The sequence below is a fragment of the Psychromarinibacter sp. S121 genome (assembly GCF_049801035.1).
Classification (GTDB): domain Bacteria; phylum Pseudomonadota; class Alphaproteobacteria; order Rhodobacterales; family Rhodobacteraceae; genus Psychromarinibacter.
In genome coordinates this window covers 548,520-566,321 of sequence record NZ_JBNAGE010000001.1, presented here as the reverse complement: position 1 = coordinate 566,321, position 17,802 = coordinate 548,520, and the positions used below count along the sequence as shown (strand labels likewise).

General features: G+C 65.1%; 16 protein-coding genes. 11 read left to right on the top strand and 5 right to left on the bottom strand.

Annotated features, from left to right (window positions below; genetic code table 11):
- Nucleotides 1-178 precede the first annotated feature (178 nt).
- The 6 genes from ACP156_RS02800 to ACP156_RS02775 are packed head-to-tail and all read left to right on the top strand — an operon-like array spanning nt 179 to nt 6,217.
- A complete protein-coding gene (locus ACP156_RS02800; RefSeq protein ID WP_425049766.1) occupies nt 179-3,058 on the top strand; it encodes a monovalent cation/H+ antiporter subunit A in 2,880 nt (959 codons plus the stop codon).
- Nucleotide 3,059: 1 nt separating this feature from the next.
- Nucleotides 3,060-3,425 (top strand): Na+/H+ antiporter subunit C, encoded by a 366-nt coding sequence (locus tag ACP156_RS02795; RefSeq protein WP_425049765.1) that lies wholly within the window; start codon nt 3,060-3,062, stop codon nt 3,423-3,425.
- The gene (locus tag ACP156_RS02790) at nt 3,422-5,047 is read left to right on the top strand and encodes a monovalent cation/H+ antiporter subunit D (protein WP_425049764.1); all 1,626 of its coding nucleotides are present in this window, start codon (nt 3,422-3,424) and stop codon (nt 5,045-5,047) included. Before ACP156_RS02795 ends, ACP156_RS02790 begins: the two co-directional genes overlap by 4 nt.
- A complete protein-coding gene (locus ACP156_RS02785; RefSeq protein ID WP_425049763.1) occupies nt 5,047-5,541 on the top strand; it encodes a Na+/H+ antiporter subunit E in 495 nt (164 codons plus the stop codon). The genes ACP156_RS02790 and ACP156_RS02785 overlap by 1 nt, the downstream gene beginning before the upstream one ends.
- Nucleotides 5,538-5,807, top strand: coding sequence for a K+/H+ antiporter subunit F (locus ACP156_RS02780; RefSeq protein WP_425049762.1), 270 nt, complete (start codon nt 5,538-5,540; stop codon nt 5,805-5,807). Before ACP156_RS02785 ends, ACP156_RS02780 begins: the two co-directional genes overlap by 4 nt.
- Nucleotides 5,808-5,818: 11 nt before the next feature.
- A complete protein-coding gene (locus ACP156_RS02775) occupies nt 5,819-6,217 on the top strand; it encodes a Na+/H+ antiporter subunit G (RefSeq protein ID WP_425049761.1) in 399 nt (132 codons plus the stop codon).
- 157 nt (nt 6,218-6,374) lie between these two features.
- Here the strand turns inward: ACP156_RS02775 and ACP156_RS02770 are convergent, their stop codons facing one another.
- From ACP156_RS02770 to ACP156_RS02750, 5 genes are all read right to left on the bottom strand, one after another.
- Nucleotides 6,375-6,797, bottom strand: coding sequence for a RidA family protein (locus ACP156_RS02770; RefSeq protein ID WP_425049760.1), 423 nt, complete (start codon nt 6,795-6,797; stop codon nt 6,375-6,377).
- Nucleotides 6,798-6,896: 99 nt separating this feature from the next.
- A complete protein-coding gene (locus tag ACP156_RS02765) occupies nt 6,897-8,522 on the bottom strand; it encodes a hydantoinase B/oxoprolinase family protein (protein WP_425049759.1) in 1,626 nt (541 codons plus the stop codon).
- The gene (locus tag ACP156_RS02760; protein ID WP_425049758.1) at nt 8,519-10,573 is read right to left on the bottom strand and encodes a hydantoinase/oxoprolinase family protein; all 2,055 of its coding nucleotides are present in this window, start codon (nt 10,571-10,573) and stop codon (nt 8,519-8,521) included. The genes ACP156_RS02765 and ACP156_RS02760 overlap by 4 nt, the downstream gene beginning before the upstream one ends.
- A 27-nt stretch (nt 10,574-10,600) precedes the next feature.
- Nucleotides 10,601-11,938, bottom strand: a complete 1,338-nt coding sequence (locus ACP156_RS02755; RefSeq protein ID WP_425049757.1) for an NAD(P)/FAD-dependent oxidoreductase — start codon at nt 11,936-11,938, stop codon at nt 10,601-10,603.
- 4 nt (nt 11,939-11,942) lie between these two features.
- Nucleotides 11,943-12,659, bottom strand: coding sequence for an SDR family NAD(P)-dependent oxidoreductase (locus ACP156_RS02750; protein WP_425049756.1), 717 nt, complete (start codon nt 12,657-12,659; stop codon nt 11,943-11,945).
- A 316-nt stretch (nt 12,660-12,975) separates the two neighbouring features.
- Here ACP156_RS02750 and ACP156_RS02745 point away from each other — a divergent pair, with 316 nt between their 5' ends.
- The 5 genes from ACP156_RS02745 to ACP156_RS02725 all read left to right on the top strand — a co-directional run bounded on the left by ACP156_RS02745 (nt 12,976) and on the right by ACP156_RS02725 (nt 17,764).
- Complete coding sequence (locus ACP156_RS02745) at nt 12,976-13,995, top strand: TRAP transporter substrate-binding protein (RefSeq protein ID WP_425049755.1); 1,020 nt, start codon at nt 12,976-12,978, stop codon at nt 13,993-13,995.
- A gap of 81 nt (nt 13,996-14,076) precedes the next feature.
- On the top strand, nt 14,077-14,661 hold the full coding sequence (locus ACP156_RS02740) for a TRAP transporter small permease (protein WP_425049754.1): 585 nt from the start codon (nt 14,077-14,079) through the stop codon (nt 14,659-14,661).
- An 18-nt stretch (nt 14,662-14,679) separates the two neighbouring features.
- Complete coding sequence (locus ACP156_RS02735; protein ID WP_425049753.1) at nt 14,680-15,984, top strand: TRAP transporter large permease; 1,305 nt, start codon at nt 14,680-14,682, stop codon at nt 15,982-15,984.
- A 45-nt stretch (nt 15,985-16,029) separates the two neighbouring features.
- The gene (locus ACP156_RS02730) at nt 16,030-16,836 is read left to right on the top strand and encodes a DeoR/GlpR family DNA-binding transcription regulator (RefSeq protein ID WP_425049752.1); all 807 of its coding nucleotides are present in this window, start codon (nt 16,030-16,032) and stop codon (nt 16,834-16,836) included.
- A 382-nt stretch (nt 16,837-17,218) separates the two neighbouring features.
- Nucleotides 17,219-17,764, top strand: a complete 546-nt coding sequence (locus ACP156_RS02725) for a hypothetical protein (protein ID WP_425049751.1) — start codon at nt 17,219-17,221, stop codon at nt 17,762-17,764.
- Nucleotides 17,765-17,802: the final 38 nt, after the last annotated feature.

The window sequence follows — 17,802 nt, the reverse complement described above, 5'->3', positions numbered from 1 at the left end:
GCAAGCGGCAAATACGTTGCGTCACCCAACATCCGCGTTATCTGGACCGAAAAGGGCCTGACTCTCGGATTCGTGCTGATAAAAACGATATGTCTCCGGGGCGTTGGCGCGCATTCGGGGGGATCGCGGGCACACAATCCGCGACGGAGATAAAAAGACAGAGGGGACCTTCACGCGCATGGACAGTGCATTGCTTCCGATCATGGCGATCCTGCCCTTTCTCGGGGCGCTGGTCCCGGGGCTGATGATCCGCGCGGGCCGCAATGCCTGTGCGACATTCACCGCGGTTCCCACGATCCTTGCGCTGGTGTTCCTTGGGCTCATGGCCCCCGCCGTGTTCCGTGGCGAGGTCGTGCAGGCGCAGATCGAATGGCTGCCCGCGCTTGGGCTGTCGGCGTCCTTCTTCCTCGACGGGCTGGGGCTGCTGTTCGCCGCGATGATCCTTGGCGTCGGGCTGCTGATCATCCTTTACGCCCGGTTCTACCTGTCGGGCGACGACCCGATGGGACAGTTCTATACCTATCTCCTGCTGTTTCAGGGCGCGATGCTGGGCATCGTCGTATCCGACAACATCCTGCTTTTGCTGATCTTCTGGGAACTGACCTCTCTGTCGTCCTTCCTGCTGATCGGCTACTGGAAGCACCTTCCCGAAGGCCGACAGGGCGCACGCATGGCGCTGACCGTGACCGGCGCGGGCGGGCTGGCGATGATCGGCGGGATGCTGATCCTCGGCAACATCGTGGGCAGCTACAACCTGACCGACATCCTTGCCGCCGGAGACCTGATCAAGGCGTCGGACTGGTACATGCCCGCTTTGATCCTGATCCTGCTGGGCGCGTTCACCAAGTCGGCGCAGTTCCCGTTCCACTTCTGGCTGCCGCACGCGATGGCCGCTCCGACGCCGGTGTCGGCCTACCTGCATTCGGCCACGATGGTGAAGGCGGGCGTCTTCCTGATGGCCCGCATGTGGCCCGCGCTGGCGGGCACCGACGCGTGGTTCTACATCGTCGCCTCGGTCGGCCTGATCACCATGGTGATCGGCGCGCTGATCGCGCTGTTCAAGGACGACCTGAAGGCGCTGCTGGCCTTCTCCACGGTGTCGCACCTTGGCCTGCTGACGATGCTGCTGGGCTTCGGAACGCCGATGGCCGCCATCGCCGCCGTGTTCCACATCATCAACCACCTGACCTTCAAGGCCGCGCTGTTCATGACCGCTGGCATCGTCGACCACGAGGCCCACACCCGCGACATCAAGCGGCTGGGCGGACTGGCGAAGCTGATGCCGGTGACCGCCCTGATCGGCACCGTCGCCGCGCTGTCGATGGCGGGCATCCCGCTGTTCAACGGCTTCCTGTCGAAAGAGATGATGCTCGAGGAAGCCTCGCACACCTACTGGCTGGGCAACGACTGGATCGTGCCGGGGCTTGCAACCTTCGGCGCGCTGCTGTCGGTGGCCTATTCGCTGCGCTTCATCTTCCACGTCTTCGGCGGCCCGGTCCGCGACGACTATCCGCACAAGCCGCACGATCCGCCCGCAGGCATGTGGGCCTCGCCCGCGCTTCTGGTGGTGCTGGTCGTGGTGATCGGCGTTCTGCCATGGGTCGCCGAACCGATGGTGATGCTTGCCGCCGGGGCCGTCACGGGCGGAGACCTGCCCGACGTCCACCTCAAGCTGTGGCACGGCATCACGCCCGCGCTGTTCATGTCGATCATTGCCGTCGCCGGAGGCGCGGTTCTGCTGGCGATGCATCGCCCGCTCGACCGGCTGTGGATCGCCAGCCCGCGCCCCGAGGCCAAGGCGATCTTCGACGCCTTCATCGCCGCCTGCGTGACGGCCACCCGCCGTTTTACCGACGCGACCCACAACGGCGCGATCAGCCGTTATCTTGCGATCTTCGCGGCCTCGACCGTGCTTTTGGGCTATCTCGCATGGCGCGGCGGCGGCATGGCCCCGGCCACCCGCGAGATCCTTCCGGTGCCGCCGGTGCTGGCCGTGGGCTGGTTCCTTCTGATCTGCGCCACCGCCTATGTCGTCGTCATGCACCGCCATCGCTTCCGCGCGCTGGTGCTGATCAGCATCGTCGGTCTCGCGATCTCGACCGGCTTCGTCTACATGTCCGCCCCCGACCTCGCCCTGACGCAGATCACGGTCGAGACGGTCACGATCCTGCTGCTGCTTCTGGCGCTGCACTTCCTGCCCAAGCACTCGCCGGACGAAAGCGGCATGGGCAAGCGGATGCTCGACGGCGCCATCGCGCTCTGTGCCGGCGGCGGCGTCGCGGCGCTTACCTTCGCCTTCCTGACCCGCGATTTCTCGACCATCTCGGATTATCACCTCGCCAACTCGTACAAGGGCGGCGGCGGCACCAACGTGGTGAACGTGATCCTCGTGGACTTCCGGGGCTACGACACCTTCGGCGAGATCATCGTGCTGGGCATCGCCGGCCTGACCATCTACGCGCTGATGGAGGCGCTGCTGAACGGTCCCGCCTCACGCCGCCTGCGGAACATGGACTTCAGCCAGGACCGGTCGCGCGACCGGCACCCGCTGATGATGGTGATCGCCACCCGCGTCATGATGCCCATCGCCGTCGTGGTCGCGATCTTCATCTTCCTGCGCGGCCACAACCAGCCCGGCGGCGGCTTCGTCGCGGGCCTTGTCGCCTCGATCGCCTTGTTGATGCAATACATGGCCTCGGGCTTCGCATGGACCCAGAACCGCCAGCGGATCGAGTACCATTCCATGATCGGCTCGGGCGTCGTGATCGCCGGTCTGACCGGCATGGGCGCTTGGCTGGCGGGCAAGCCCTTCCTGACCAGCGCCTTCGGCTATGTCCACCTGCCCCCGATCGAAGAGTTCGAATTGGCCACCGCCATGCTGTTCGACCTTGGCGTGTTCCTGTGCGTGCTGGGCGCGGTGATGCTGATGCTCTACTCGCTGTCGCGCATCGCGCGCTACGCGGGCGAGACGGTCAACGTCGAGCCGATGGACTACGACCCGTCGCAGGCCATTCTGGGCGACAACGACACCACCCCCGACGCGAAAGAGGAGCGCTGACATGGAAATCCTCGTTGCAAGCGCGGTCGGGGTCCTGACCGCCGCCGGTGTCTACCTCATCCTTCGCCTGCGGGCGTTTCCGGTGATCCTCGGGATCTCGTTCCTGTCCTACGCGGTGAACGTGTTCCTGTTCTCGACCGGGCGCATCGCGGTGAACATGCCGCCCGTGCTTCAGCCCTATGGCGACGCCTCCTACACCGACCCGCTGCCGCAGGCGCTGGTGCTGACCGCCATCGTGATCTCGTTCGGGATGACGGCGGTGCTGGTGATGGTCGCGCTGGGAGCGTTCCTCGAATCCGCGGACGACAAGATCGACATGACCGACGACCACGACACGACGACCCAGCCCGCGGAGCAGTCCGAATGAACCACTGGATCATCGCTCCGATCATCCTGCCGGCCATGATCGCGCCCATCGTGGCCTATGTCATGCGCTACGACATGCTGCTGTCGCGCGTCTTCTCACTGTCGGCGACGGTCTTCCTGACCGCAATCTCCTTCGCGCTGGTGCTGCTCGCCGCAGACGGCACGGTGCATGTCTACCGCCTTGGCGACTGGCCCGCCCCCTTCGGCATCGTGCTGGTGCTGGACCGGCTGTCGGCAATGATGCTGCTGGTGACCTCGGTGCTGGCGCTGCTGACCCAGATGCACGCCATCGCCACCGGCTGGGACGCCCGGGGCTGGCACTTCCACGCATTGTTCCAGTTCCAGCTTATGGGCATCAACGGCGCCTTCCTGACCGGCGACGCCTTCAACCTGTTCGTGTTCTTCGAAGTCCTGCTGATCGCCTCTTACGGCATGATGATCCACTCGGGCGGCAAGAAGCGGCTGCAGGCCGGGCTGCAATACGTGGTGATGAACCTCGCGGGCTCGACGCTGTTCCTGTTCGCGCTTGGCACGCTGTATGCCGTGACCGGTACGCTGAACATCGCGGACCTTGCGGTGAAGGTGCAAGAGATCCCGCCCGAGGACGCGGGCCTGATCCGTGTCGCGGCGATGCTTCTGATGATCGTCTTCGCGATCAAGGCGGCGCTGTTCCCGGTGCAGTTCTGGCTGCCCGGAACCTACGCGAACGCCCCCGCCCCGGTTGCCGCGCTGTTCGCGATCATGACCAAGGTCGGCGCCTACTCGATCATCCGCATCCACACGGTCGTCTTCGGGCCGGATACCCCGGCGCTTGACGGGCTGCCGGGCGACTGGCTGTTCCCGGCGGCGGTGATCACCACCTTCATCGGCGCGTTCGGCGTGCTGGGCGCGAAGCGGCTGATGCAGCTGATCTCGTTCTCGGTGCTGGGCTCGATGGGCACGCTGATGCTGGCGATCTCGGCCTTCACCCCCGAGGCGGGGCTGGCCGCGCTGTACTACCTGCTGCATTCGACCTTCGCGGCGGCGGCGCTGTTCCTGCTGGCCGACCTGGTGATCACCCACCGCAATTCGGGCGACCTGTTGAAGGCCGCGCCGCCCACGGTCCAGAACGGGCTGTTCGCGGCGCTGTTCTTCGCGGCCGCCATCGGCATGGCCGGGATGCCGCCGCTGTCGGGCTTCCTCGGCAAGCTGCTGGTGCTGGACGCGCTCGCCACCCACCCGCACATGGCCTGGGCCTGGGTCGCGGTTCTGGGCGGCTCGCTGCTGACCATCGTGGGCTTCGCGCGCGCGGGCAGCCTGCTGTTCTGGAAATCCACCGCGGCCGAGGTGAAACCCGCCGAAGCGCACGACGCCCTGCCCGCCGACATCACGCCCTCCGGCCCCGCCGCCCTGTTCCCGACCTTCGCGGCGCTTGGCCTGCTGGCGGCGCTGACGATCTTCGCCGGTCCCGTCTCGCGCTATCTCGAGGCCACGGTGGACGAGTTGCACGACCCCACGCCCTATATCGAGCAGGTGCTGGTGAACCAGGGCGAGACCAAGGACCTGTCCGACCATGACGAGGACGGCGGCTATGACGCAGAGGCCGACACCGACGCCGACACCGCCGAAGGGGAGAGCCACTGATGCTTCTGAAACGGATCTTCCCGCACCCGCTGGTCAGCCTCGCGCTGGTGATCGTCTGGCTGATGCTGGTCAACAAGGTCACGCTGGGCAACCTGATCCTTGGCACCGTGATCGGCATCATCGTACCCGTCCTGACCGCTCCCTACTGGCCCAACCGCCCCAAGATCAGGCGGCCCCTGAAGGTGATCGAATACGGTCTGGTCGTGCTGTGGGACATCGTCGTCGCCAATGTCGTCGTCGCCTCGATCATCCTGTTCAAGCGCAACGAGAACATCCGCTCGCGCTGGGTCTGCGTGCCGCTGGACCTCACCTCGCCCGAGGCGATCACCGTGCTCGCGGGCACCATCACGATGACACCCGGCACCGTGTCGGCCGTGCTGGCGGCGGACGGGTCGAATATCCTCGTGCACTGCCTGCACACGGACGACCCCGAAGGCACCCGCGACGAGATCAAGCACCGCTACGAACGCCGCCTGAAGGAGATTTTCCCATGATCACCTACGCCCTGTTCTTCGCCTTCGGCTGCTTCGGCCTTGCCCTGCTTCTGAACCTCTGGCGCATCGTGACCGGCCCGGACTCGGCGGACCGGATCCTTGCGCTCGACACCATGGTGATCAACGCCATCGCCCTGATGGTGCTGTACGGCATCTGGCGCGGGACTGCGGTCTATTTCGAGGCGTCGATGCTGATCGCGATGGTCGGCTTCGTCTCCACCGTCGCCTACTGCCGCTTCGTCCTGCGCGGCGACATCATCGAGTAAGGGGACAGCACATGCACATCGCACTCGAAATCGCCGTCTCCGCCTTCCTCGTCATCGCGGGCGTGTTCGGGCTGGTTGGCTCGTTCGGCCTGATCAAGCTGCGCGACACCATGCAGCGCCTGCACGCGCCCACCAAGGCCACCACGCTGGGCGTCGGTGGCGTGCTGATCGCGTCGATGGTCTATCACTGGGCCGATGGCGGGCAGATCACGTTCCACGAACTGCTGATCACCCTGTTCCTGTTCCTCACCGCGCCGGTCTCGGCCAACTTCATCGCCAAGGCCTATCTCGCGCAGAACGTGGCGGAAAAGGACCTGCCCGAACCGCTGACCGAACACGGCTGGGCGATCTACAACGACCCGCCGCTGATCGAAGAGGCGAAGGAGGCCCTCGACGAAGGCCGCGCCTGATCCGGCGCCCTTCTTCTCTTTCCAAATACCTCGGGGGAGCCGCGCAGCGCGCGGCGGGGGCAGAGCCCCCTGCGGCGCCCGACGCAATCGCGCGGCATCCGTGCCGTTGGAAAACCGCCGCCGCCCGCGGGAGAGGTCCGGGCGGCGGCGGGAGCACTCACAGCTGGATGGTGATGTGCTCGACGTCGCCTTTCGAGGCGCCGCGATAGGCGGTCACTTCGATCTCGACCTTGAAGTCCGGCGCACCAAGCGGCGAGCAGGTGACGGTGCGCTGCGGGTCGATGCCCTTCAGGCGCTCGCCCACGTAGGTCATGACGGCCTTCGCGTCTTCGACGTAGGGGATGAAGATCTTCGACTGCACCACGTCCTCAAGGCACGAGCCCACGGACTTCAGCGCGCCCTCGATGTTGTTGAAGCACTGCTTGGCCTGCTCCACGGCGTCTTCCGACATCTCGCGGGTCTTGTAGTTGCGGCCTGCGGTGTTCGACACGAAGATCCAGTCGTCCACCGCGACGATGCGCGAGTAGCTTTCCTTCTCTTCGAAGATCGAGCCGGATTTCACCTTGGTAATCTTGACCATTGCCTATGTTCCTTATGTCTGGCGTTGGTTTTCTGGGCGTGAAAAGCCGGCCCGGTCGCGGCGTGCGACCGGGTCGGAGGTGGAGCGCTCGGGGAGGAGTTAAGCGCTCAGATTGTAGACCGATTGGGCGAGATCGGCGCTGATGCGGCCCTCGGCAAGGTCACGGCGCACCGCGTCCTCGGGGCGTTTCGACGGGTCGCCGTAGCCGCCGCCACCGGGGGTGACGATCGACACGATCTGCCCGGGCTTCAGGTCGACCATTCCTGCGAACTCGGTGCGGCCGTCGCCGAAGTCGAGATGGGTGCAGTCGGCCTCCAGCCCGCCGTCGAGCCCCCACGGGTTCGACCCCACGCGGCTGCCCTCGACGGTAAAGCGGCAGGCCCGTTCCGCGCGGTAGACCCGGCGAATGCCCATGCCGCCCCGGAACTCGCCCGCCCCGGCGGAGTCGTCGACCAGTTCATAGCGCAGCAGGGTCAGCGGGTATTCCAGCTCCAGGGCCTCGACCGGCAGGTTCGAGGTGTTGGTCAGGCCCACGTGGATGCCCGACAGCCCGTCCGCCGAGGGACGCGCGCCGCCGCCGCCGCCGATGGTCTCGAGATAGACCCAGATGTCGCCCTTCTCGTCCGTGCCGTTGAAGATCGCGCCGGTGCAGCAACCGTTCCCGGCCGCCATCACCTTGCCCGGCAGCGCCTTTGCCAGCGCGCCGTAGACCAGATCCGTCACCCGCTGCGCCGCCGCGATGCGGCCGTCCACCGCCGCCGGGTGCTCGCAATTCAGGATCGTGCCCTTGGGCGCGGTCACGGTCAGCGGACGTGCCAGACCGGCGTTCGGCAGGATCGTCGGATCCAGCACCGATTTTGCGGTGAAATAGCAGGCCGCCAGAAGCGAGGTATAGATCAGGTTCAGACCGCCCCGCACCTGCGGCGGACCGTCGAAGGCAAGCGTCATCTCGTCGCCCTTCACGGTGATCGCCACCTTGAAGGTCATGCCCTCGGCCCGCTGGTTGCTGTCGAACGTGTCCGCGAACGCATAGGTGCCGTCGGGGATCGCCGCGATCGCGGTGCGCATCTTGCGCTCGGCATAGTCCTGCAGCGCGTCGCCCGCCGCCAGCACCTTGTCGCTGCCGTACTTGCCGCACAGGTCGGTCATCCGCTGCACGCACAGCCGGTTCGCCGACATCTGCGCCCGAAGGTCGGACAGCCGCTCGCGCGGGACCTGACAGTTCAGCAGGAACATCGACTGGAGATCGGTGTTCAACTCGCCCTTGCGGTACAGGCGGACCGGCGGGATGCGCAGGCCTTCCTGGTAGATGTGCTCGTGACCTCGGTCGGCGAAATCCGAGTGGTGCGCGGTGTTCACCGCCCAGCCGATCAGCGTGGCGTCCACGAAGATCGGTTCCGCCAGCACGATATCGGGCAGGTGCGTGGCGCCGCCGGCATAGGCGTCGTTCGCCATGAACACGTCGCCGGGCGCGATATCCTGCAACTCAAACCGTTCGAGGATCGCGGGGATCACGCCAAGGAACGAGCCAAGGTGCATCGGGATATGTTCCGCCTGGCACAGCGTGTTGCCGCGGTGGTCGAACAGCGCGGTGGAACAGTCGCGCCGTTCCTTGATGTTGGTCGAGTAGGACGCGCGCACCAGCGCCTCGCCCATTTCCTCGACGATGGATTGCAGCGCCGAGCCGATGACCTCGACGGTAATGGGATCGATGGGCGTGCTCATGCCGTCACCTCCAGGATGAGGTTGAGATAGGGATCCACGGTGCCGGTCATGTCGGGCAGGATCACGGTGGTCGTGTCCATCTGCTCGACGATGGCGGGGCCGTGGATGACGTTGCCGGGGCGCAGCTTGTCGCGGGCGTAGACCGGCGCGGTGACGAAGTCCTTCGCCTCGGCCATATAGACCTCGCGGCTGTCGATCTGCGCCGCCGAGGGGTCTTCGCCCTCGATCTCCTGCGCCGCGAACTGGGCCTTCTTCACGATGCCTGCCGCTTCCAGACGCAGGGTGACAAGCTGGATTGGCTCGCCTTCCACGACGAAGCCGAACCGCTGCTTGTGCGCGGCCTCGAAACCGGCTTCCAGCGCCTTGAACGTCTCGTGCGTGATCGGGCCGGCGGGCACCGCCACCGAGAGCTCATAGTTCTGGCCCATGTACCGCATGTCGGCGGTGCGGGTCATGACCTGCCGGTCGGCCTCGATGTTTTCCTTGCCGAACCAGTCCGCCGCCTGCGCTTGCAGTTCGGCATAGCCGTCCTCGACCGGGCCCAGCGCCTCGCAGCCCAGCGGCATCAGGCGGGACACGGCGAAGTCAGCGCGCAGGTCGGTCAGCAGCAGACCCAGCGCGCACAGGGTGCCGGGGGTCAGCGGAACGATGACCTTGCCCATGTCCAGCTCGCGCGCCAGACGGGCGGCGTGCAGGGGGCCCGCGCCACCGAAGGCCATCAGCGCATAGTCGCGCGGGTCGTGGCCCCGCTGGACCGAGATCACGCGGATCGCCTTCGCCATGTTGGCGGTCACGACCGAGATGATCCCCTGCGCGGTTTCCATCACGTCGAGGCCCAGCTTGTCGGCCAGCCGCTGCACCGACTCGACCGCCAGATCGCGGCGCACCTTCATGCGGCCGCCAAGGATCTCAACCGGGTTCAGCGTCTGCAGCACGATGTTCGCGTCGGTCACCGTGGGCTCGGTCGAGCCGAGGCCATAGCAGACCGGACCGGGGTTCGCGCCCGCCGAGCGGGGGCCGACCTTCAGCAGGCCGCCGGTGTCGACATGAGCGATAGACCCGCCGCCCGCACCGACGGTGTGGATGTCCAGCATCGGCGCCTTGATCGGGTAGCCGTGAACATCCGCCTCGCCGGTCAGCTGGCACACGCCGTTCTGCAGCAGCGCCACGTCGGACGAGGTGCCGCCGACGTCGAAGGTGATGATGTTCGGGAAACCGGCCATTTTGCCGATCGCCTGCGCCGCGACCACGCCGGTCGAGGGGCCGGACAGCACGGTACGCACCGGCAGGTCGGCCGCGGTGTCGAAGCCGATGACGCCGCCATTCGACTGGGTCAACTGCGGCGCGATCTTCAGGCCGATCTCGTTCAGCCGGTCCTTCAGGCGGCGGATGTAGCGTTGCATGACCGGGCCGAGGTAGGCGTTGACGACCGTGGTCGACAGACGCTCGAACTCGCGGAACTCGGGCGCGACGTCGTGGCTGGTCGAGACGAAGACGTCCGGCAGCTCCTCGGCGATGACCTTCTTGGCCATCTCTTCGTGCTCGGTGTTCAGGAAGCCGTAAAGGAAGCAGACGGCCAGCGCCTTGATGTCTTCCTTCGCCAGCGCCCGCACCTCGGCGCGCAGGGCGTCGACGTCCAGCGGCACGTCAACGGTGCCGTCAAACTTCAGCCGCTCGGGCACCTGCCGGCGCAGGTCGCGGGTGACCAGTTGCTCGGGCTTCTCGGCGTACATGTCGTAAAGGTTCGGGCGCTTCTGGCGGCCGATTTCCAGCAGGTCGCGGAAACCGTCCGACACGATCAGACCGGTCTTCACACCGCGCAGTTCGATCAGCGCGTTGGTGGCGACCGTCGTGCCGTGACCAAGAAAGCCAAGCTCGGACGCCTCGGCCCCGACCTGTTCCAGACCTTCGACCACCCCTTGCGTGATCCCGCGCGAGGGGTCGTCGGGCGTGGACGAGACCTTCCAGATCTCGACCTTGCCGGTCTCGTCATCGAACAGGCAGACGTCGGTGAACGTCCCGCCGGAATCTACGCCAATTCTCCATGTCATCTTGGGTATCGTCCCTGCTTTTTACTCTTACGCCGCGGCCGGAGTGACGGCCTCGGAATGCGTGTTGCGGAACCGTTCCAGACGGAACGGCTTTGGGTCGACCACCGGCGCGGTGCCGCGCACGATGTCGGACATCAGCTGCCCTGCCCCCGGACCCGAGCCGAAGCCGTGCCCCGAGAAGCCTGCGTTCAGGTAAAGCCCCGGCACTTTCTCGACCGGCCCGATCACCGGGATCGCGTCCGGGGTCGCGTCGATCATGCCGGCCCAGCCGTGCGTGACGCGGGCATCGGCGAAGACCGGGAAGGCACGCGGCAGCGTCTTGAGGATCAGCCGGTTGAACGGTTCGTGCGGCTGAGGGTCCAGCACACGGACCATCTCGAACGGGCTTGTGCCGTCCAGCGCCCAGCGGCGGGGCAGCTTCAGTTCGGTCACGAACTGGCCGTTTACCCGCAGCTTCAGCTCGCGCCAGCTTTTCAGGAAGGTCGGGAAGAAATCTCCGAACAGGCGGAAGCTGTCTGGCACGATGGGCGCCACGTTGGCATTTCGCACCGCGACGGTGAAACCGCCGTCCTGCCGCTTGCGGAAGGCGAAGTCGCCGCCCCCCACAGGCATGTCGGTCACCTGCGCCGCGCTTTCGATGCGGGCGGCGGTGCCAAGGATCTTCAGTTGCGGGAAATTGACCCCGAGGTTGCCAAGGAACATCCGCGCCCACGCGCCCCCGGCGACGACGGCCCGTTCACAGCGGATCGTGCCGCGCTCGGTCACGACGGCGCTGAGGCTGCCGGCAGAGGTCTCGACCCCGCGCACCGCGCAATTCTCGAAAATCTTCACACCAAGACGCTGCGCGCCCTTCGCCATCTGCGGCACCGCCTTCCACGGCTCTGCCTTGCCGTCGTTCGGCGTGTAAAGCCCCATGGAATAGCGCGGGCTGATCCCCGGCAGAAGCTTGGCCAGCCCCTGCCCGTCCAGCACCTCGGACGCCATGCCGGCGTCCTTGGCATAGTCGGCCCATGCACTGAACTCGGCGATCTCGTGCTTTGTGCGGTTGACGTAGGTGATCCCCGTCTCGCGGAACCCGGTGTCGATACCGAACCTCTGATCAAGCTCGCGCCAACGGTTGAGGCTTTCGATCGTCAGCGGCAGTTCGACCGGGTCGCGGCCCATCTGGCGCACCCAGCCCCAGTTACGGCTGCTTTGCTCGGCGCCGATCTGCCCCTTCTCGCACAGCACCACGTCGACACCGGCCTCGGCCAGGTAAAGCGCGGTGGTCACCCCCGCGATGCCGCCGCCGATGATCACCACGTCCGCCGATGCGGGCAGTGTCTCGTCCGGTTTGATGCGCTCGATCAGTCCGGGTATCATCATGACCTCACAGGGTATCTTCCAGCCGGCAGTTCACCAGCATCTCGGCCATCGCCGCGTTGTTCGGAAGCTCGATCGCGGTGCGGACCAGTTCCGCCAGCGTCTCGGGCTGGATCATCTCGTCGGGCGTCACCTTGCTGGTGTAGGCGCTCATCTCGGTGCGCACGAAGGACGGGCAGATCGCCGTGGCGCGCACACCCTTGTCCCAGCCGACGTGGCGGGTGGTGTGGGTCAGGCCCATCGTTGCGAACTTGGTCATGTTGTACCCCACCAGCGGGTTGCGCACGCGCTTGCCCGACAGCGACACGATGTTGACGATGCGGCCGCGGCCGGTCGCCTCGAGATGCGGCATGCACAGGCGCGTCATCCGCAGCGGGGCCTTCACGTTGACGGCCCACAGGCGGTCAAGCGCCTCTTCGTTGTCGTCCATCAGGTGCACGTGCTCGCCCAGCCCCGCGTTGTTCACCAGCCCGTCGATGCGGCCGAACTTCGCGGCCGCCTCGGCAACCCATGCTTCCGCCGACGCAGGATCGAACGCGTCGAAACGAGCATAATGCGTCATGTCATCGGCCGGACCGTGCTCGCTCTCCAGCGACTCGACATTCCGCGCACCCAGCGAGAGGCGGTAACCATGTGCCTTCAACTCTCGCACGATAGCAGCGCCAATCCCTCGATTCGCACCGGAAACAAGGACGACGGGGCTATCTTCGTTGGCGGTTGCCATAAAACTGTTCCTTCATTGTCATGGGCGAGTCACCCGCTGACACTGACCCTTGCGCATTCATGCTCGTTTGTGAACGAAAAATCAGTCAGTGAGAGATAAATTGCGGGATGACCGCAAAAAGACGCAGCTTTTGATTAATTATTAAGCATTGATCGTGGCGTAATCCGGTAGTTCTGCGAGAATGATTGACACAAAGCGTCACATTATGCCTGCATCGAGTCGTGAACGCGCAATAATTTCCAACATGCGCACTCAAACGATCACAACCGGGCACGCTGCCACCACCGCGGACCCAACAACAGAGAGGAACCGGACAATGACCCTTTCCCGCAGATCTTTCATGAAGACCGCCGCCGCCACCGGCGCGCTGACGGCCTTCGCGCACCCCGTGCTTGCACAGGGCATCCGCTGGGACATGGCCGACGAATACGGCGAGCAGGCGCTCTCCGGCAAGGCATCGAAATTCTTCCTTGCGCAGTTGGAAGAGAAGATCGGCGACGCGCTGACGATCACCTATCAGGGCGGCGGCGCGCTTGGCTATAACTCGGTCGACCACTTTGACGCGGTCGGCGACGGCGCCGTTCAGGCCGCGGTGACGCTGGCGACCCAGCTGGGCGGCATCGACCCGCTGTTCAACCTGTCGTCCCTGCCCTTCATCGCCTCGACCCCCGAGGAAGCCTATCTTCTGTGGCAGGCCGCGCGCGAGGAATACGCCAAGATCTTCGAAGACAACGGCATGGTCCTGCTGTGGGCGATGCCGAACCCGCCGTCGGGCATCAACGCGCCGGAACCGATCACCTCGCCCGAGGCGCTGGCCGGTCTGCGCATCCGCACCTACGACGTGAACGGCACCAACACGATGATGAACGCCGGCGCCGCACCTCTTCAGGTGGCGTGGTCGGACCTGATCCCGCAGCTGTCCACCGGCGGCATCGACGCGGTGCTGACTTCGGCCGACGGCGCGATGCAGCTGTCGCTGTGGGACTACGTGTCGGACTTCACCGAGCTGAACTACGCCATGGGCCTGTTCATGTGCCACGTGAACAAGGACGAGTTCGACGCCCTCCCCGAGGACGTTCAGACCGCGATGATGAAAATCATTCCGGCCTGTGATGAGTACAACTGGTCGATCATGGTCGACTCGATCCAGACCGCCTACGACGTGATGACCGAGAACGGCATGACCGTCACGCCGGACGACGATGTGCCCGCCGAGGTCTTCGCCTTCCTTCAGGAAGCCGGCGCCAAGGTGCGCGAGGACTGGCTGGCCCAGACCGGCGAACGCGGTGCGGCGGTTCTGGCCCGGTTCGAAGAACTGAAATCGCAGGCCGGTTAACCGCTTCCTGCGTTACACTGTCCGCGCCCCGTCCTTCCGAGGGGCGCGGACACCCTTAACGATTGCCCCGTAGGAGGTCGCATGAGCGCCCAGACCCACCACGAACTGCCCGAGATCGAAGAGCACCAGCACCCCGAGGTGACCGACGACCCGGCGTGGCTGACGGTCATCGCCCGCGTTTCGACCTTTCTCAACAAGCTGGCCGCCGTCGTGTCGGCGACCCTGCTGGTGTGCATGACCTCGCTGATCATCGTCGAGATCTGCATGCGCTTCTTCTCGAAATCCACCTACATGGCCGACGTGCTTGTGGGCTACGGCGTCGCCGCGATCACCTTCCTTGCCGCCCCGTGGGCGCTGGAGGAAGGCGCGATGATCCGCGTCACCGTGCTGACCGACAAGATGAACGCCACCTTCCGCTGGATCGCCGAAGCCTTCGCGCTGGCGGCGGCGGGCGGGCTGATGTGGTTCCTGCTGACCTATCAGTGGGCCAGCGTGACCAAACTGTTCGCGCGCGGATCCGTCAGCCAGCACTTCATCCCCATCCCGCTCTGGATCCCCGAGGCCTTCTTCCTGACCGGCCTTGCCCTGCTGCTGTTCCAGATCGTCGTGCGCGCCCTGCGCCTGTTGGCCGTGGGCCACGGCGAAGAACGCGCGCTGACCCTGTAAGCCCGAAGGACGACGCCCATGACCACCGCCGCCTCTTCCCTCATCCTTCTTGGCCTTCTGGTGCTGTTCCTCGGCGCGGGCACCTGGATCTTCTCGGGCCTGATGCTGGTCGGCGCCAGCGCGATGTACTTCGTGCTGGACTTCAACCTTGCCCGCATCGGGTCCATCGCGACTAAGGTGATCTCGTCCTCGGCGATCTCGTGGGAGCTGGCCGCCATCCCGATCTTCATGTGGATGGGCGACATCATCTTCCGCACCGACATCTCGCAGCGCCTGTTCCGCGGCCTTGCCCCGATGGTGGCGCGTATCCCCGGCGGACTGCTGCACACCAACGTCTTCGGCTGCACCGTGTTCGCCGCGATCTCGGGCTCGTCCACCGCCACCACCGCGACCGTCGGCAAGATCACGATCCCCGAACTTCAGAAGCGCGGCTATGACATCAACCTCGCATCGGGCTCGCTTGCGGGCGCCGGCAGCTTCGGCCTGCTGATCCCGCCGTCCATCGCGATGATCGTCTACGGCGTGCTGGCGCAGGTCTCGATTGCGGACCTCTTCGCCGCGGGCCTGATCCCCGGCCTGATGATGGCGGGGCTGTATTCCGGCTATATCGCGATCTCGGCCATCCTCAACCCGGCCAAGGCGCCGCGCTACGAGGGCGAGATCACCATCGGCACGCTGGGCAAGGGCATGCTGGAACTGCTGCCGATCCTGATCCTGATGTTCATCGTGCTGGGCTCGATCTATTCCGGCATCGCCACCCCGTCCGAGGCGGCGGCGGTGGGCGTGCTGGGCGCCGTGGTCATCACCATCGTGACCGGGCAATTCTCGCTGAAGCTGATGCGCGACAGCCTCATGAACACGATCCGCGTCTCGGCGATGATCCTGATGCTGATCGCGGCCTCGGCCTTCCTGTCGGCGGCCATCGCCTACATGCACCTTCCCACGCAGATCACCGAGACGATCTCGGCCATGAACCTGTCGCCCTACGGCGTGCTGCTGATCCTCGCCGCGCTGTACATCGTGCTGGGCATGTTCCTGGACGGCACCTCGATGACCGTGATGACCGTGCCGATCGCGGTGCCGCTGATCGTGCAGGCCGGGTTCGACCCGCTGTGGTTCGGCATCTACCTTGTCATCATGATCGAGATGAGTGCCCTGACCCCGCCGGTCGGTCTGAACCTCTATGTCCTGCAGGGCCTGACCGGAGACAGCATGGGCCGCACCGTCCGCGCCGCTGCCCCGTTCTTCATCCTGCTGTGCATCGGAACCGTCATTCTGGCGGCCTTCCCTCAGGTTGTTCTTTGGCTTCCGAACGCACTGTGACAATCGTTGCATATAAGAAAGAAAAGACAGGGACACGGACAGTCAGTGGGTGATTTCGAGGACGCGATAAGTGAAGAGATGCTGCCGGCCGAACGGCGGCAGCGTCTGATCGAGTGGTTCAAGACCAATCAGGCGGGCGTCACGCAGGACCTTGCGCGGATGTTCAACATCTCGGTCTCGACGATCCGCCGCGACCTTGACCTGCTGGCGACCGAGGGGCTGGTGCGCCGCACCCATGGCGGCGCGGTGGCGATCCGCAGCCGCGCCACCTTCGAGCCGTCCACGGATATGTCCCGCCGCACCGCGGTCGAGGAAAAGCAGGCCATCGTGACCGAGGCGCTGAAGCTGATCGAGCCGGACCAGTCGCTGCTGATCGACACCGGCGCGGTGATCTGTCACCTGCTGGCCGACGGCGTGGCGCAGCTGGATTACAACCTGACGGTCATCACAAACGACCTGTATGTCGCAAAAGCCCTGACCTATCGCGAGAACATCAAGCTGATCGTCCCCGGCGGCGCCTGCAGGTTCGGGTCGTTCTCGCTGCTGGGGGAACCGGCCCTGAGCTTTCTCAAGGATATCCGCTGCGACACGTTCTTCATGTCGGCGGCGGCCATCGACGAGGAATGCGTGTCCGAGACGCTGCTGGAACTGGTACAGCTGAAACGCGCGATGGTCGACGCCGCGCGCGAGACGGTGCTTCTGGCTGACAGCAGCCGCTTCATGGCCCGCGCCCTGCACCGCACCGCGCCGATCGAGAGGGTCTCGACCATCATCACCGACCCCGGCCTCGCCGACGAGGACCGCGTGCGTTTTCCGACCCCGAACCCGGCGTTCCGCATCGCTCAGATGTAGTCCGCGCATCGTCGGGCCGCGGCTCGGCGATCAGACGGTCGAGGCGTGGCAGTTTATGCCCGCCAAGTTTCCTTGCCATCGCAGCGTCGCGCTGCCCTCAACCAAATCGCCGGGCCGTGGGGGCGGCCCGACGATGCGCGGCGGCCCGAGGGGCCGCGGTTTCGCGCGGGGGGGGGGATTTCTTGCGAACGCAATAACGCGCGACGGCATGCCAAGTCAGACGCGGAACGGCAAGAAAGTTTCAACGTCGCGTCGGTCATCTCAGGCTTTTCCTAGAATATCTCTCTTATTCTTAGGGTCCGCAGTACGGGACAAAGCGGACATTCATTTGCTATATATTGAAGGACGCTTCGGACGCGCGGCACGAAGAATGAGGAACTTGATGACTGATTTTCTCTCCTCTGATGCCGGGCGGTGCGCAATTATAGCCAAGCAGTTTCTAGAGGGTGCGCTCACCTTGGACGCAACTCAGCGCGATATCGGTCCGGTCTTATTTCGCCCGACCTTGGCTCTCGCAGGACAGGGCCTAGAGTTGTTCCTTAAGGCATGTTGGCACCTGAACGGGAAGAAACCACCGACCTCCGGGAAAGCAGGCCACGATGTAGTCGGACTATGGAATGATGAGGTTTGCAAACCAGCACAGGACCACGTGTTTTCTAATGCGAATCGCGTAACAGCAGAGGTCCGCGCAAGCGGAACCCAATCAGAGCTTCCCGACCAAGACGGGATACAGCCCTTAATCGTGGAATACGTTTTTGCGCTTGGAAAGTTGCATGGCGAGTATCCCTACCCACTCCGCTACCCTTCCGCCGAGGATAAAATGGCGCCGAGGACCCCCTTTTTAGTGAAAACGTTGTGGGGTGCGTCAGATGATCTTCTGAAACGCCCAGAGGACTTTATGCTGACCAATCATCGAGGCGAAGATTGAGACTGCACAATGAAGGCCGGTGGAGAATTCCGACTTGG

Excerpts from the sequence above, each read along its gene's own strand:
- ACP156_RS02800 (WP_425049766.1), top strand. The coding sequence starts at position 179 with ATGGACAGTGCATTGCTTCCGATCATGGCGATCCTGCCCTTTCTCGGG.
- ACP156_RS02795 (WP_425049765.1), top strand. The coding sequence starts at position 3,060 with ATGGAAATCCTCGTTGCAAGCGCGGTCGGGGTCCTGACCGCCGCCGGT.
- ACP156_RS02790 (WP_425049764.1), top strand. The coding sequence starts at position 3,422 with ATGAACCACTGGATCATCGCTCCGATCATCCTGCCGGCCATGATCGCG.
- ACP156_RS02785 (WP_425049763.1), top strand. The coding sequence starts at position 5,047 with ATGCTTCTGAAACGGATCTTCCCGCACCCGCTGGTCAGCCTCGCGCTG.
- ACP156_RS02780 (WP_425049762.1), top strand. The coding sequence starts at position 5,538 with ATGATCACCTACGCCCTGTTCTTCGCCTTCGGCTGCTTCGGCCTTGCC.
- ACP156_RS02775 (WP_425049761.1), top strand. The coding sequence starts at position 5,819 with ATGCACATCGCACTCGAAATCGCCGTCTCCGCCTTCCTCGTCATCGCG.
- ACP156_RS02770 (WP_425049760.1), bottom strand. The coding sequence starts at position 6,797 with ATGGTCAAGATTACCAAGGTGAAATCCGGCTCGATCTTCGAAGAGAAG.
- ACP156_RS02765 (WP_425049759.1), bottom strand. The coding sequence starts at position 8,522 with ATGAGCACGCCCATCGATCCCATTACCGTCGAGGTCATCGGCTCGGCG.
- ACP156_RS02760 (WP_425049758.1), bottom strand. The coding sequence starts at position 10,573 with ATGACATGGAGAATTGGCGTAGATTCCGGCGGGACGTTCACCGACGTC.
- ACP156_RS02755 (WP_425049757.1), bottom strand. The coding sequence starts at position 11,938 with ATGATGATACCCGGACTGATCGAGCGCATCAAACCGGACGAGACACTG.
- ACP156_RS02750 (WP_425049756.1), bottom strand. The coding sequence starts at position 12,659 with ATGGCAACCGCCAACGAAGATAGCCCCGTCGTCCTTGTTTCCGGTGCG.
- ACP156_RS02745 (WP_425049755.1), top strand. The coding sequence starts at position 12,976 with ATGACCCTTTCCCGCAGATCTTTCATGAAGACCGCCGCCGCCACCGGC.
- ACP156_RS02740 (WP_425049754.1), top strand. The coding sequence starts at position 14,077 with ATGAGCGCCCAGACCCACCACGAACTGCCCGAGATCGAAGAGCACCAG.
- ACP156_RS02735 (WP_425049753.1), top strand. The coding sequence starts at position 14,680 with ATGACCACCGCCGCCTCTTCCCTCATCCTTCTTGGCCTTCTGGTGCTG.
- ACP156_RS02725 (WP_425049751.1), top strand. The coding sequence starts at position 17,219 with ATGACTGATTTTCTCTCCTCTGATGCCGGGCGGTGCGCAATTATAGCC.